This window comes from Stenotrophomonas sp. GL_111 (assembly GCF_057835245.1).
This window is the reverse complement of record NZ_CM174421.1, coordinates 763,833-777,620: the sequence shown is the minus strand read 5'-3', so window position 1 is coordinate 777,620 and position 13,788 is coordinate 763,833. Positions and strand designations below refer to the sequence as shown.

Here is a 13,788-nt window from a genome sequence, read left to right as displayed (position 1 = left end):
GGCAACTTCCCGTGGCGCACAATGCAACAACACGCCTTGCCGTGTATCATCCGCACCCATCTTTCCATCCGAATCAAAGGATATTACGCCTGATGTCCAGCTACCTGTTCACCTCCGAATCGGTCTCCGAAGGCCATCCGGACAAGATTGCCGACCAGATCTCCGATGCGGTGCTGGACGCGATCCTGACCCAGGACAAGCGCGCCCGCGTGGCCTGCGAAACCATGGTCAAGACCGGCGTGGCGATCGTGGCCGGTGAAATCACCACCAGCGCCTGGATCGACCTGGAAGCCTTGACCCGCAAGGTGATCCTGGATATCGGCTATGACAGCTCCGACGTCGGCTTCGACGGCGCGACCTGCGGCGTGCTGAACCTGATCGGCAAGCAGTCGCCGCACATCGCCCAGGGCGTGGACCGCAAGAAGCCCGAAGAGATGGGCGCTGGCGACCAGGGCCTGATGTTCGGCTATGCCACCAACGAAACCGACAGCTACATGCCGGCCGCGATCCACCTCTCGCACCGTCTGGTCGAGCAGCAGGCCAAGATCCGCAAGAAGAAGAACTCGCCGCTGTCCTGGCTGCGCCCGGATGCCAAGAGCCAGGTCACCCTGCGCTATGAAAACGGCGTGGTCTCGGCCATCGACGCGGTTGTTCTGTCCACCCAGCATGCGCCGGGCGTGAAGCAGAAGGACCTGATCGAAGCCGTCCGCGAAGAAATCATCAAGCCGGTGCTGCCGGCCAAGTGGCTGCACAAGGGCACCAAGTTCCACATCAACCCGACCGGCAAGTTCGAGATCGGCGGCCCGGTGGGCGATTGCGGCCTGACCGGCCGCAAGATCATCGTCGACACCTACGGCGGCTACGCCCGTCACGGTGGCGGTGCGTTCTCGGGCAAGGATCCGTCCAAGGTTGATCGTTCGGCCGCTTACGCTGCCCGCTACGTCGCCAAGAACGTGGTGGCCGCCGGTCTGGCCGACCGTTGCGAAGTGCAGGTCTCCTACGCCATCGGCGTGGCCGAGCCGACCTCGATCTCGGTCACCACCTTCGGCACCGGCAAGATCAGCGATGAGAAGATCGAGAAGCTGATCCGCAAGCACTTCGATCTGCGTCCGTACGGCATCATCAAGATGCTGGACCTGATCCACCCGATGTACCAGCAGACCGCCGCCTACGGTCACTTCGGCCGCAAGCCGAAGGAATTCAGCTACCTCGACGGTGCAGGCGAAACCGTCAACGCGACCGCCTTCTCCTGGGAGAAGACCGATCGCGCCGCCGCCCTGCGCGCCGATGCGAAGCTGAAATAATCCATCGGTAGAGCCAGACCGTTGGTCGGCTGGCCGCGCGCAGCGCGGCAATGATCGAAACACAACGACGGGCCGCGAAAGCGGCCCGTCGTCGTTTGGGCGGCAAGACCCAGGCGCATGGCGATGCGTTCATCCCCCCGGCGCATCCATGCCATCGCGGCGCGGCCGCGAAAGCGGCCCTTTTCCGTATACCCCCCACCCACCGGCGCTACACTCCAGCCATGCCCGATCTCAAATCCAACCAGCTGACCATGACCGTGCTGATGGCACCGGAAATGGCCAATTTCTCCGGCAAGGTCCACGGGGGCGCGGTGCTGCGTCTGCTCGACCAGGTCGCCTACGCCTGTGCCAGCCGCTATGCCGGCCGCTATGTGGTGACCCTGTCGGTGGACCAGGTGATGTTCCGCCAGCCCATCGCGGTCGGCGAGCTGGTCACCTTCCTGGCCTCGGTCAACTACACCGGCACTTCGTCGATGGAAATCGGCGTCAAGGTCGTCGCCGAGGACATCCTCAAGCGCAGCGTGCGCCACGCCAACAGCTGCTTCTTCACCATGGTCGCGGTGGACGAGGACGGCAAGCCGACCCCGGTACCGCCGCTGCAGCTGGAAACCAGCGACGAGCGCCGCCGCCATGCCGCCGCGCTGATTCGCCGGCAGCTGCGCGAGGAAATGGAGCAGCGCCATCGCGAGCTGCTGGCGTCCAACCCGCCCTCCCCGGAATAGCGGGCCTGGCGGGTACCGACCGTGGGCCGGTACGCCTCACCCGGTGTTCTGCACCCCCTGCGAAACCCCGTTGACGCACGCCACCAGCGCGCGCAGCAGGTCGTCATCCTCGCCACCGCTTTCGCGCCAGCGGCGCAGCAGGTCCACCTGCAGCACGCTGATCGGATCCACGTAGGGATTGCGCAGGCGGATCGACAGCGCCAGCCGCTGGTCATGCTGCAACAATTCGTGCTGGCCGGTCAGCGCCAGGATCTGCCGCCCGGTCAGTTCCAGTTCGCGCTGGACCTGCGGGAAGAAGCGTTCATGCAGCGGCCCGGAAAGCCGCGAGAACTGCTCGGCGATGGTGATGTCACCCTTGGACAGCACCATCGCGATGTCGTCCAGGAACGTGCTGAAGAACGGCCAGTCGCGCGCCATCTCCTGCAGCGTGGCTTCGTGCCCGGCATCGATCGCCGCCTGCAGGCCACTGCCCACGCCGAACCAGCCGGGAATCACCGCGCGCGCCTGGCTCCAGGCGAACACCCACGGAATCGCGCGCAGGTTCGACAGCGCCGCATCCTCGCCCAAGCGCCGCGACGGGCGTGAGCCCAGCGTCATCCGCTCGATCACATCAATCGGCGTGGCCTGGCGGAAGTACTGCATGAAGTCCTTCTGGCCCACGAAGGCGCGGTAGGCATCGGCGCTCTTCTCCGCCACCAGATCCATCACCGGGCGCCACTGTTCCTCGCGCGGTTCCGGCGCACGCGGGCGCAGACTCGAGCGCAGCACCGCGCCGGTAGCCTGTTCCAGCGAACGCAGCGCCAAGGCACGGATACCGTACTTGCGGTGGATCACCTCGCCCTGCTCGGTCACGCGCAGGCGACCATCGATACTGCCGCGCGGCGAGGCATCCACCGCGTGCGTGGTCTTGCCACCGCCGCGGCTGATCGAGCCGCCGCGACCGTGGAAGAAGGTCAGCCGGATGCCGCTGTCGGCGGCCAGCTCCAGCAGTTCCACCTGGGCCCGCTGCAGGCCCCAGCGCGAGGCGGCGATGCCGCCGTCCTTGCCACTGTCCGAATAGCCCAGCATCACCATCTGCACGTCCTCGCGCGCGGCCAGGTGTGCGCGGTAGACCGGGTCGGCGAGCAGGTCACGCAGGATCTCGGTGCCGCGCTTGAGGTCGTCCACGGTCTCGAACAACGGGGCGATATCCAGCGGCACCGCACCGGCGTCATCGACCAGCCCGCCACGGCGCGCCAGCGCCAGCACCGCCAGCACATCGCTGCGGTCGTGCGCCATGGAAATGATGTAGCTGCCCAACGCATCGGTGCCGTGTCGGCGCCGTGCATCGGCCAACGCCGCGAACACCGCATCCAGGCGCGCGCCCGCCTCGTCGGTACTGGCCGGCAGCGGCTGCGCGCCACTGGCGAACGGGGCCAGCCGCTGCGCACGGGCGACGGCATCGGCCGCGTCCCAGGCCTCCTGGCCATCAAGTACGCTGGCCAGCGCGCGGCCATGCACACTCGATTCCTGGCGCACATCCAGCCGTGCCAGATGGAAGCCGAAGGTGCGCACGCGCCACAGTAGGCGACGGACCGCGAAACCGCCGGCATGGTCACCCTTGTTGGCATGCAGGCTGGCCAGGATCAGTTCGATGTCCTGTTCCAGTTCCTGCGGTGAGGCATAGGCACCCTCGGCATCGTCGAGCGTGGCCTGCACGCGCGCACGCATGCGGTCGTTGAGCAGGCGATACGGCATGTCGGCATGGCGCGGCCGTGATTTCACCTGGGGCAGCAGCTGTTCGTAGTGCGCCACGCGCGCCTGCAACGCATCGCTCACCGCCACCCGCTCGGTGGACTGGCTGAGCAGGCTGGCCAGCTGCAGCAGGTCCTTCTGATAGCGCCCGAGCACTGCCTGGCGCTGCGCATCCAGGGTGTGGCGGATGGTGCCGGCATCCACATTCGGATTGCCGTCCATGTCCCCGCCCACCCAGGTGCCGAAGCGCAGCAGGCGCGGCAGCGGCAGGCTCTCGCCGTAGGTGTCCAGCAATGCCTGCTGCAACGATTCGTACAGCACCGGGATCACCCGGTACAGCACCTGCACCAGGTAGAAGCCGACGTGCTCGCGCTCGTCGTCCACGGTGGGCCGTACCGGCGAGGAATCGGTGGTCTGCCAGGACGCGGTGAGCGCCATGCGGAAGCGTGCGGCATCGGCGGCCGCTTCACCGGGGGTGCGCTGGCCATCAAGGTTGTCGACCAGGCTGGCCACCATCAGCTGCTCTTTTTCCAGCAGCGCGCGGCGTACCGCTTCGGTGGGATGCGCGGTGAAGACCGGCTCGATGTCGATGCGCGGCAGCCACTCGCCCAGCTCGGCCAGGCTCACGCCCTGCGCCTTGAGTTTCTGCAGTGCGTCCTGCAGCCCATCCGGCTGCGGCACCGCGGTACCGGCGCGCTGATAGTCGCGACGGCGACGGATGCGATGCACCCGCTCGGCGATGTTCACCACCTGGAAATAGGTACTGAACGCACGCACCATCGCTTCGGCATGCAGCGGCGGCAACCCGCTCAGCGCGGCATGGAGCTCGGACAGCGGGGCGTCGCTTTCGCGACGGGCGATGGCGCGCGTACGCACCTGTTCCACATCTTCGAAGAACTGCGTGGAGACCTGCTCGGCAAGCAGGTCGCCGACCAGCGCACCGAGTCGGCGCACATCGTCACGCAGGGGAATATCGGGAGTGGCAAAGAGGATGCTGCTGCGGTACTCGTTCATCTGCGACGCACTGGCCTCGGGAACGGAATCCACCCAAGCCTACCCCAGATCGGGGCCCGTGCTGCACTGCGCAAATAGTTACATCTGGTAGTGCCGGCCGCTGGCCGGCACCCCAGGGAATCCCTCAGCGCTTCTTCTTACCGATCGGCGCGCCCGGGCCGATGGTCTGCTCCAGCCAACGCTCGCTCTCGGCCAGCATGGTCATGATCGATTCGCGTGCGCGGTAGGCGTGCGATTCGTTGGGCAGCATCACCAGCCGTGCGGTACCGCCCAGGCCCTTGACCGCAGCGAACATGCGCTCGCTCTGGATCGGGAAGGTGCCGGAGTTGTTGTCGTCCACGCCGTGGATGAAGAGGATCGGGTCCTTGATCTTGTCGGCGTAGTTGAACGGCGCCATCTTCTGGTAGACGTCCTGCGCCTGCCAGTAGTTGCGCTCCTCGGCCTGGAAACCGAACGGGGTGAGCGTGCGGTTGTAGGCGCCGCTGCGGGCGATGCCGGCCTTGAACAGGCGGGTATGCGCGAGCAGGTTGGCAGTCATGAAGGCCCCGTAAGAATGCCCGCCGATGGCGATGTGCTCGCGGTCGGTCACGCCACGCCGCACCACTTCATCCACCGCCGCCTCGGCATTGGCGATCAGCTGCGGCAGGTAGGTGTCGTTGGGCTCCTTGTCGCCTTCGCCGATGATCGGCATCGACGGACTCACCAGCACCGCATAGCCCTTGGCCAGGAACGCCTGCGGGCCCCAATAGCTGATCGCGTTGAAGCGGTACGGCGAGTCGGTGACCTGGCTGGCCGCCGCGGCGGTCTTGAACTCACCCGGGTAGGCCCACATCAGCAGCGGCAGCGGACCGTCCTTCTTGGCGTTGTAGCCGGGCGGCAGCATCAGCGTGGCGGTGAGGTCCACGCCATCGTTGCGCTTGTAGCGGATCTGCTCCTTGCTCACCCCACGCAGCTGCGGCAGCGGGTGTTCGAAGCGGGTCAGCGCACGCGGCGCGGCGTTGGCATCGGCCAGCGACTGCACGTAGAAGTTGGACGGCGCATCGGGCGACTCGCGGGTCAGCAGCAGCGACGTGCCTTCCTGGTCGAGCAGCGCCTGCGGGACCGCGTAGCCCGGCGCCTGCGAATGGAACAGGCGCGTGGTCTGTTTGCTGGCCAGGTCGAAGCGATCCACGAACGGACGATCGCCTTCCGGCGATGCACCCTGCCCGTACAGGAAGATGCTGCGGCCATCGGCGGTGATCTGCAGGCGCGAGCGACCGTTGACGTCGCGCACCATGCCCGGCTTGCCCGGGTCGCTGTAGCGGTCCTGCGAGGAGCGCGAGGACAGCAGCTCCGGCGCAACGTCCTGTTGGTCTGGCGCGATCCGCCACTGTTTTACTTCGCGGCTCTTCCACCACGATTCGTTGAGCAGGGCCAGGTCGCCCCGCCCCCACTGGATGCCCGCATAGCGACTGCCCAGTTGGGCCAGGGTGACCGGCGGGGTTTCGAAGGGTGCGGACTGCATCATCACCGCATCGCGCACCTTCGCCTCGCGGTTCGGGTCGCCGCCGTCCTGGGCTTCGGCCCAGACCAGCGTGGCCGGGGCATCGGCGCGCCAGCCGATGTTGCGCACGCCGGTGGGCACTGCATCGTTGCCGGTGGGCAGGCCTTCCACCAGCGGCAGCGTGCTGACCGTGTGTTCCAGCTTGCCGTCCGCGGCGGACAGCACTTCGATGCGGCGCGCGAAGTCGTCGGCCGGCACCAGGTAGGAGTACGGGCGCAGCACGCGCTCGGCCAGCAGGTAGCGGCCATCCGGCGACACGCTCACGTCCAGGTAGATACCGCCGGTGGACAGCGGGGTCGCCACGCCGTTGAGTGCGATCCGCGCCGGCTGTGCGCTGGCGTAGTAATCGAACAGGCGCGCGTCGGCCTCATTCTTGAGCAGGTCCTGGTAGGTGCGGATCGCGCGGACGCCGGCATCGGCCTCGGTCTGCTGGATCGCCGGACCGGTGGGGATGCCACCGGCAGCCGGTGCCGGGCCCTGGCCCTTGAGCTGCTGCATCACCAGCAGCCCGCGGCTGTCGGGCAGCCAGCTGTAGCCCTCGCCGAGCACGGTGTTCAGGTCGGCCACCAGCCTGCGCGCCGAACCGGCGGCGACATCGACGATCCACAGTTCGTTGGCGCCGGTGGCCGCATGGACCTGGTTGAAGGCCAGGTACTGCTGGTCTGGCGACCAGGCCAGCGTGGCGATCGACAACGGCTGCGGCAGGCCGGTGATCTGGCGCTCCTTGCCGTCGGCCACGTTCATCAGCCACAGCTTGTTGCTGAAGCTGAAACGGCTGAAGGCGTGGGTGGCCGGATGGATGCGCAGCCCGGCCAGCTTCAGCTCCGGCTGGGCCACCTCGGTGATCGACGGCAACGACGGGGTCTGCAGCATCGCGGCGATGTCCCGGCGCGGCGACAGGCTCAGGGTAGGTGCGCGCGGGGCATCGACCACCGCCTGCAGCGCGGCCGAGGGCTGCTCGTAGCCCTGCACGGCCTTGGCCGAAGCCACATGGGGCTGCACGGCCTTGGCGGCCGTTGCGGCCAGTGCCAACGGGGCCACCGCAAGCAGCGCCATCCCTACGATCAGGCTGCCCCAGCGCGCGCGGCGCCGACGATCATTGCGTGTCATCTTCAATCCCTCTGCTGCTACAAACCTTGGACCTTAACAGCCGGGCACCGATCGCCCCCCTGCCGTTGGTTGGGGGCCGCCACCGATTCATGCCAATGCACCGGGCCGCGATATAATGGGCGACCCTCCACCGAGGGGCGCTGCGACCGCGCCGGACCCTGTCCGGACGGCCAGGCTCGGTGGCCAGGAACGTTCCAACGGCGCCCGGCGATTGCGAGTTTTGCTGGTCATGTCATTGTCGGATTACCGACATCTGGCGTGGCGAGCATGGCTCGTCACTACCGGAGCTTACGCATGAACGCTGTTGCCAAGACCTTCTCCACCGAAGGTGATTACAAGGTTGCCGATATCTCGCTGGCCGATTGGGGCCGCAAGGAACTGGACATCGCCGAGCACGAGATGCCGGGCCTGATGTCGATCCGCCGCAAGCATGCCGCCACCCTGCCGCTGAAGGGCGTGCGCGTGACCGGCTCGCTGCACATGACCATCCAGACCGCGGTGCTGATCGAGACGCTGAAGGACATCGGCGCCGACGTGCGCTGGGCGTCCTGCAACATCTTCTCCACCCAGGATCACGCGGCTGCGGCGATCGCGGCGTCCGGCACCCCGGTGTTCGCCTGGAAGGGCGAGTCGCTGGAGGAATATTGGGACTGCACCCTCGACGCGCTGACCTTCACCCTGGCCGACGGCACCCTGACCGGCCCGGAACTGGTGGTGGACGACGGCGGTGACGTCACCCTGCTGATCCACAAGGGCTTCGAGCTCGAGAACGGCAGCACCTGGGTCGACGAAAAGGCCGCCTCGCACGAAGAACAGGTCATCAAGGACCTGCTCAAGCGCGTTGCCAAGGAGCGTCCGGGTTACTGGGCACGCGTGGTCAAGGACTGGAAGGGTGTCTCCGAAGAGACCACCACCGGCGTGCACCGCCTGTACCAGCTGGCCCAGGCCGGCACCCTGCTGATTCCGGCGATCAACGTCAACGACTCGGTCACCAAGAGCAAGTTCGACAACCTCTACGGCTGCCGCGAGTCGCTGGCCGACGGCCTCAAGCGCGCGATGGACGTGATGCTGGCCGGCAAGGTCGCCGTGGTCTGCGGCTACGGTGACGTGGGCAAGGGCTGCGCCGCCTCGCTGCGTGCCTACGGCGCGCGCGTGGTGGTCACCGAGATCGACCCGATCTGCGCCCTGCAGGCGGCGATGGAAGGCTTCGAGGTCAACACCCTGGAATCCACCCTGGGCCGTGCCGACCTGTACGTCACCACCACCGGCAACAAGGACATCATCCGCATCGAGCACCTGAGCGCGATGAAGGACCAGGCCATCGTCTGCAACATCGGCCACTTCGACAACGAGATCCAGGTCGATGCGCTGGTCGGTTTCCCGGGCGTGCAGCACGTGAACATCAAGCCGCAGGTGGACAAGTACATCTTCCCGAACGGCAACGCGATCTTCCTGCTGGCCGAAGGCCGCCTGGTCAACCTGGGCTGCGCCACCGGCCACCCGAGCTTCGTGATGTCCAACTCGTTCGCCAACCAGACGCTCGCGCAGATCGACCTGTGGGCGAACAAGGACAGCTACGAGAACAAGGTGTACCTGCTGCCGAAGAAGCTGGACGAGGAAGTGGCACGCCTGCACCTGGAAAAGATCGGCGTGAAGCTGACCACCCTGACCAAGGACCAGGCCGATTACATCGGCGTGCCGGTCGACGGCCCGTTCAAGCCGGAGCATTACCGCTACTGATCGCGCGGACCTGCGCATCGGGAGGTGCCGGCCAGCGGCCGGCACTACCCTCGGCAGCGTGGTTCCAGACGATGCATACGACGGGCGCCTTCGGGCGCCCGTTCTGCTTCCTTTCCCTCCGTGCGCCCGGTAGTGCCGGCCGCTGGCCGGCAACCACGCCAGCGCGGCAACCCGGCGATAGCCTGAGTCAAGCCACACCGTGGGCACAGCGCTACGATGGCACTGCCCCCGGCAATACGAACCCGCCATGACCCCGGCCATCCACCTGCTCAAACAGCACGGCATCGCGCACAGCCTGCTGTCCTACACCCACGCTGCCGACGCCGACTCCTATGGCAGCGAAGCGGTGGAACAACTGGGCCTGGATGCGAGCGTGGTGTTCAAGACCCTGCTGGCCAGCAGCGACAAGCACGAACTGCTGGTGGCGATCGTGCCGGTCAGTGGTTCGCTGGACCTGAAAGCGCTGGCCGACGCCGCAGGCTGCAAAAAGTGCGAGATGGCCCCGGTCGAGCAGGCACAACGCGCCACCGGTTATCTGGTGGGCGGGATCAGCCCGCTGGGGCAGAAGAAGCGGTTGCGCACGTTTCTCGATGCCAGTGCCCAGCCACTGCCGACCGTGCACGTGAGCGCCGGCCGCCGGGGCCTGGAAGTTGCCCTGGCCCCGGCCGACCTGCTGCAGCTGACCGGCGGACAGTTCGCCGCCATCGGCAAGGCGCGCTGATGCGCTGGCCGTTTTCGGCACGTGTCGTCGCCCCTGCCGCGGGGCCCGGTGCCGAGCTGCTACAGGCCCTGCTGTCCTCCGATCCCAACCGCATCCGCAGTGCGGCCTGCGCCATCGCGCACCTGCGCGACGATGCCACGCTGGCGGTGCTTGCCGAATGGATCGAACGCATCGAGCGTGCAACCGCGGGCATCGCACTGGGTGGGGTGCTGGTGAGCCATGACGTGCACCTGCAGTTCGCGCTGCGCCGGCTGCGGCAGTGGCGTGACCGTGGCGGGTGTGTCTGTGGTTTGTACCCGCAGTACCCCTTCTTTGATCCGCGCCGCGAGATTGAACGGGGCCACGTGCGCCTCGTGTCAGTCGACGAGGCGCAAGGCAGCTGGGGCGATGCGCATAGCGTCAGTTGCGTGGCCTGTGGCAACGCCTGGATCGCGTCCGATCGCGAGTACCACTACCCGTGGTGGGAGTGGGCACCCGCCGGGTAGAGCCACGCCATGCGTGGCTGCATTGCGTCCGGGTTAGCGCCTGCCACGCATGGCGTGGCACTACCGATCAATGGGTCACGGCCCGTGGCCGATTCATCGGTCACGGCGGATCACACATCACAGGCTCACGGCCGCCAGTTGGCGTTGCTGTCCCAGAACGTCACGGCGCGCTGGTAGGCCGGCCGGTCCAGCGGCACGCCCGATCCGCCCTCCTCCACGCCCAGCGCGTTGCGCATCATGGTGATCGGCGCCATCGGCACTTCTTCCGGTTCGGCGGTGTAGATGCAGCCGACGATGCCCCAGTCGGCGTCGATCGGTGCGCCCTCCAGTGCCAGTTGTTCGGCGCTGTACAGGATCACCACCAGGTAGTTGGCCCGCGGTGATTCCACGCCTTCAAACCAGCGCACCAGCACCGGCAGCTCGTCGCGGTTGCGCGCTTCGTAGCCGGTATGCAACTGGTGGCGGTTGGCATCGGTGATCGGCACCGTGAGGCAGCGCGTGCTGGTCCAGTTCTCGTATACGTGCAGCTTGCAGAACGGCGCATAGCCATCGAGCACCTTGAAGGGTGCATGCGCGTTCAGATGCGCCTGGAACTGCTCGGCGCTGCAGTCCTGGATGGTGTTGCCACGCGGCACGCGCGGGAACAGGCGGGGACGGGCGAATTCGGTGAGGACGATGGACATGGGGCGGGACGGCAGCGGGACGGGCGCACAGGGTAACCTGCGAGGGTCCCTGTCCCTTGCACCGCCAGCGCCACCATTCCGGGAGTCCTGGTGTATCGGTCAACAGCAGAGGGAAGCTCGGAACGGAGCGTTGCCACCGCGCCAGGTGTCACTTCGCATTCATCGCGATGAAGCGATATGATTGAGCCACTCCAGCCGCCGCCGCCGCCCATGACCGCCATCAGCTTCGAGTTCTACCCGCCCAAGACCGACGACCAGCGTGCCCAGCTCGACCGCACCGCCGCCAAGCTCAAGGCCTTCGCGCCGGAGTATGTGTCGTGTACGTTCGGCGCCGGTGGTTCGACCCTGAGCTACACCTCCGAGACCGTGCGCCACCTCAAGCAGCACCACGGCTTCGAGGCGGCGCCCCACTTGTCGTGCGTGGGGGGCAGCCGCGAGGAGATCCGCGAGCTGCTCAAGCTTTACCGGGCCATCGGCTGCCGGCGCATCGTCGCCCTGCGCGGTGACCTGCCCTCGGGCATGGGCCACCCGGGCGACCTGCGCTACGCCGCCGAGCTGATCAGCTTCATCCGCGCCGAGCATGGCAATGCGTTCCGCATCGAGGTGGGTGCGTATCCGGAAACCCATCCGCAGTCGGATGATGCGCTCAAGGACCTGAAGTACTTCAAGGCCAAGATCGATGCCGGTGCGGACGCGGCGATCACCCAGTACTTTTTCAACGCCGATGCGTACTTCCACTTCGTCGATGCGGTGCGCAAGCTGGGCGTAAGCGTGCCGATCGTGCCGGGCATCATGCCGATCTCCAACTTCAGCCAGCTGCGCCGGTTCTCCGAACAATGCGGTGCGGAGATTCCACGCTGGATCGGCAAGAAGATGCAGGCCTACGGCGACGATGCCGAATCGGTGCGCGCGTTCGGTGCCGAAGTGGTCGCCAACCTGTGCCAGCAGCTGGTCGCCGGGGGCGCACCGGGGCTGCATTTCTATACGTTGAACCTGGCCAAGCCGACCACCCAGGTATTGAAGCTGCTGCGCGGTTGAAGTCGGCTGCATCAATCGCTTGCAGATAACGCCGGCGTGGTTACTCTGCTGCGATGAAACCGGTCGTATTCCTGCTGCTGTGCGCACTGTGCCTGCCTGCCCCGGCCTCGGCGCAGGCGCCGAAGGTCAACCGCTGTACCAACGCGCAGGGCCAGACCGTGTTCACCGACCGCAGCTGTGATGCGCTGGGCGCCACCGCGCGGATGCCTGCGCACGCCCCATCGGTGGGCAACACCGGCATCTACCGTGCCGGCTGTGCGCGGCGACTGAGCGAATTGACCGGGCAGATCCGCGACGCGGTGAGCCTGCAGGACGTCAACCGGCTGTCCTCGATCTACCTGTGGAGCAATGTCTCCAACGCGACCGCGAACCAGATCATCGGCCGGCTGGAATCGGTGGTGCAGCGACCATTGGTGGATATCGCGCCGGTGTACCCGGAACGCGACGACGCAGCGCAAACAGCCCCCACCGAGGCCGGTGCCAGCGCAACGCCGGCCGATCCAGCCCTGGCCACGGTCGCGGCCAGCAGCCGGCCGCGTCCCGTCGGGCTGCGTCTGGAGCAGACCCTGGGCAACAGCGCCACCCCGGCGCGCACCGTGTTTGGGCTGCGCCGCCAGTACGGGTGTTTCTGGATCACGTTGTAGGAACGGCGTGCCGGCCAGCGGCCGGCACTACCGGGGGGTCAGTCCGGCCAGAGCGCGCGGATGGCGGCGATGCCCTGGCCGCCGTGGCGGCGCGCCTCGCTGATATCCGCCGGGGCCAGCCCACCCAGGGCGTACAGCGGCAGCGACACCTGCTCGCGTAGCGCCTCGAAGGCCTCCCAGCCCATCGCCGCAGCCTGCGGATGACTGGCCGTGGCCAGCACCGGACCGAGCACCGCGAAATCGCAGCCCAGCCGCTGTGCGGCCTGCAGCTGCGCCAGATCGTGACAGGAAGCCGCGACCAGCTGCTCGGCCGGCAGCGGCCGCTCGCCCAGCTGCAGCAGCTGCTCGCTACCCAGGTGCACCCCCACTCCCAGCCGCCGGGCCAACTCGATATCGCGGTTGAGCAGCCACTGCACGTTGCCGCGATGGGTGGCGACGGCCTGTTCGGCCAGGGCCACCCGCGCCGGACTGTCCGGCGTGCGCAGCTGGATCCGGCGGACCCCGGCCTGCAGCGCCTGCGCCAACCGCTGGTGCCACAGATCGTGGGCGCTGGCGTGGTCGGCATCCGGTTCCGGGGTGATCAGGTAGCGGTCCGGGTGGCGCAACGCCGCCACCACCGGCAGGTCGGCCGGGGGCATCGAATAGCGCGACAGCTTTTCCGGCGCCACCCAGGTGATCGCCTGGCCCTCGCGGCCGCGCGGGGAGCCCTTCCAGCTGCGGATCCGGCGCACTTCCAGGCGCAGCCGCTTGTCCGGGTAGATCTGCGGCACATCCATGATCCACTCGCCGACCTCGGCCTCGATGCCCAGCTCTTCACGCAGCTCGCGCATCAGCGCCTGCTCGGAACTCTCACCGGGCTCGCGCTTGCCGCCGGGGAATTCCCATAGCCCGGCCATGTCGCTGTTCTCGGTGCGGCGGTTGAGCAGGATGCGGCCGCGGGCGTCGGTGATGACGCCGGCCACGACGTGGATCGATCGTTTGGGGGATGGCATGCGGTCAGGATGCCCAATGCCACCGGGCTGATGCAATCCCGGCGTAAGTCCCTGCGGT

The 13,788-nt window shown here is 67.3% G+C and carries 11 protein-coding genes and 1 riboswitch; of the genes, 7 read left to right on the top strand and 4 right to left on the bottom strand.

Going from position 1 to position 13,788, the window contains the following annotated elements; translation table 11 throughout:
• The first annotated feature begins 92 nt into the window (after positions 1-92).
• Positions 93-1,304: a methionine adenosyltransferase gene (gene metK, locus AC3IPM_RS03420; protein ID WP_489302544.1), complete on the top strand. Its 1,212-nt coding sequence runs from the start codon at positions 93-95 to the stop codon at positions 1,302-1,304.
• Between the two features lie 221 nt (positions 1,305-1,525).
• Complete coding sequence (locus AC3IPM_RS03415; RefSeq protein WP_489302543.1) at positions 1,526-2,026, top strand: acyl-CoA thioesterase; 501 nt, start codon at positions 1,526-1,528, stop codon at positions 2,024-2,026.
• A 36-nt stretch (positions 2,027-2,062) separates the two neighbouring features.
• Here AC3IPM_RS03415 and ppc read toward each other — a convergent pair whose 3' ends face one another.
• Together ppc and AC3IPM_RS03405 are read right to left on the bottom strand one after the other, a co-directional pair.
• Complete coding sequence (ppc, locus tag AC3IPM_RS03410) at positions 2,063-4,774, bottom strand: phosphoenolpyruvate carboxylase (protein ID WP_489304004.1); 2,712 nt, start codon at positions 4,772-4,774, stop codon at positions 2,063-2,065.
• 124 nt (positions 4,775-4,898) lie between these two features.
• On the bottom strand, positions 4,899-7,427 hold the full coding sequence (locus tag AC3IPM_RS03405; protein WP_489302542.1) for a S9 family peptidase: 2,529 nt from the start codon (positions 7,425-7,427) through the stop codon (positions 4,899-4,901).
• A 126-nt stretch (positions 7,428-7,553) separates the two neighbouring features.
• Positions 7,554-7,640: riboswitch (S-adenosyl-L-homocysteine riboswitch) on the top strand.
• Positions 7,641-7,721: 81 nt separating this feature from the next.
• On the opposite strand from AC3IPM_RS03405, the gene ahcY reads away from it, so the two are divergent.
• The 3 genes from ahcY to AC3IPM_RS03390 all read left to right on the top strand — a co-directional run bounded on the left by ahcY (position 7,722) and on the right by AC3IPM_RS03390 (position 10,373).
• Complete coding sequence (gene ahcY, locus AC3IPM_RS03400) at positions 7,722-9,167, top strand: adenosylhomocysteinase (RefSeq protein ID WP_489302541.1); 1,446 nt, start codon at positions 7,722-7,724, stop codon at positions 9,165-9,167.
• A 247-nt stretch (positions 9,168-9,414) separates the two neighbouring features.
• Entirely contained in the window at positions 9,415-9,888 is a 474-nt protein-coding gene (gene ybaK / locus AC3IPM_RS03395; RefSeq protein WP_489302540.1) for a Cys-tRNA(Pro) deacylase, read from the top strand.
• Positions 9,888-10,373, top strand: a complete 486-nt coding sequence (locus AC3IPM_RS03390; protein ID WP_489302538.1) for a hypothetical protein — start codon at positions 9,888-9,890, stop codon at positions 10,371-10,373. Before ybaK ends, AC3IPM_RS03390 begins: the two co-directional genes overlap by 1 nt.
• Positions 10,374-10,498: 125 nt before the next feature.
• Here the strand turns inward: AC3IPM_RS03390 and AC3IPM_RS03385 are convergent, their stop codons facing one another.
• The gene (locus AC3IPM_RS03385; protein ID WP_489302537.1) at positions 10,499-11,056 is read right to left on the bottom strand and encodes a DUF3228 family protein; all 558 of its coding nucleotides are present in this window, start codon (positions 11,054-11,056) and stop codon (positions 10,499-10,501) included.
• Between the two features lie 210 nt (positions 11,057-11,266).
• On the opposite strand from AC3IPM_RS03385, the gene metF reads away from it, so the two are divergent.
• Together metF and AC3IPM_RS03375 are read left to right on the top strand one after the other, a co-directional pair.
• The gene (gene metF, locus AC3IPM_RS03380; RefSeq protein WP_489304003.1) at positions 11,267-12,094 is read left to right on the top strand and encodes a methylenetetrahydrofolate reductase [NAD(P)H]; all 828 of its coding nucleotides are present in this window, start codon (positions 11,267-11,269) and stop codon (positions 12,092-12,094) included.
• A 53-nt stretch (positions 12,095-12,147) separates the two neighbouring features.
• Positions 12,148-12,738, top strand: coding sequence for a DUF4124 domain-containing protein (locus AC3IPM_RS03375; protein ID WP_489302536.1), 591 nt, complete (start codon positions 12,148-12,150; stop codon positions 12,736-12,738).
• Between the two features lie 38 nt (positions 12,739-12,776).
• Here AC3IPM_RS03375 and AC3IPM_RS03370 read toward each other — a convergent pair whose 3' ends face one another.
• Positions 12,777-13,730: a Nudix family hydrolase gene (locus AC3IPM_RS03370; protein WP_489302535.1), complete on the bottom strand. Its 954-nt coding sequence runs from the start codon at positions 13,728-13,730 to the stop codon at positions 12,777-12,779.
• Positions 13,731-13,788 lie beyond the last annotated feature (58 nt).

Coding starts and splice junctions, on each gene's coding strand:
- AC3IPM_RS03415 (WP_489302543.1), top strand. CDS start 1,526: ATGCCCGATCTCAAATCCAACCAGCTGACCATGACCGTGCTGATGGCA.
- metF (WP_489304003.1), top strand. CDS start 11,267: ATGACCGCCATCAGCTTCGAGTTCTACCCGCCCAAGACCGACGACCAG.
- AC3IPM_RS03385 (WP_489302537.1), bottom strand. CDS start 11,056: ATGTCCATCGTCCTCACCGAATTCGCCCGTCCCCGCCTGTTCCCGCGC.
- metK (WP_489302544.1), top strand. CDS start 93: ATGTCCAGCTACCTGTTCACCTCCGAATCGGTCTCCGAAGGCCATCCG.
- ybaK (WP_489302540.1), top strand. CDS start 9,415: ATGACCCCGGCCATCCACCTGCTCAAACAGCACGGCATCGCGCACAGC.
- ahcY (WP_489302541.1), top strand. CDS start 7,722: ATGAACGCTGTTGCCAAGACCTTCTCCACCGAAGGTGATTACAAGGTT.
- AC3IPM_RS03405 (WP_489302542.1), bottom strand. CDS start 7,427: ATGACACGCAATGATCGTCGGCGCCGCGCGCGCTGGGGCAGCCTGATC.
- AC3IPM_RS03375 (WP_489302536.1), top strand. CDS start 12,148: ATGAAACCGGTCGTATTCCTGCTGCTGTGCGCACTGTGCCTGCCTGCC.
- ppc (WP_489304004.1), bottom strand. CDS start 4,774: ATGAACGAGTACCGCAGCAGCATCCTCTTTGCCACTCCCGATATTCCC.
- AC3IPM_RS03390 (WP_489302538.1), top strand. CDS start 9,888: ATGCGCTGGCCGTTTTCGGCACGTGTCGTCGCCCCTGCCGCGGGGCCC.
- AC3IPM_RS03370 (WP_489302535.1), bottom strand. CDS start 13,730: ATGCCATCCCCCAAACGATCGATCCACGTCGTGGCCGGCGTCATCACC.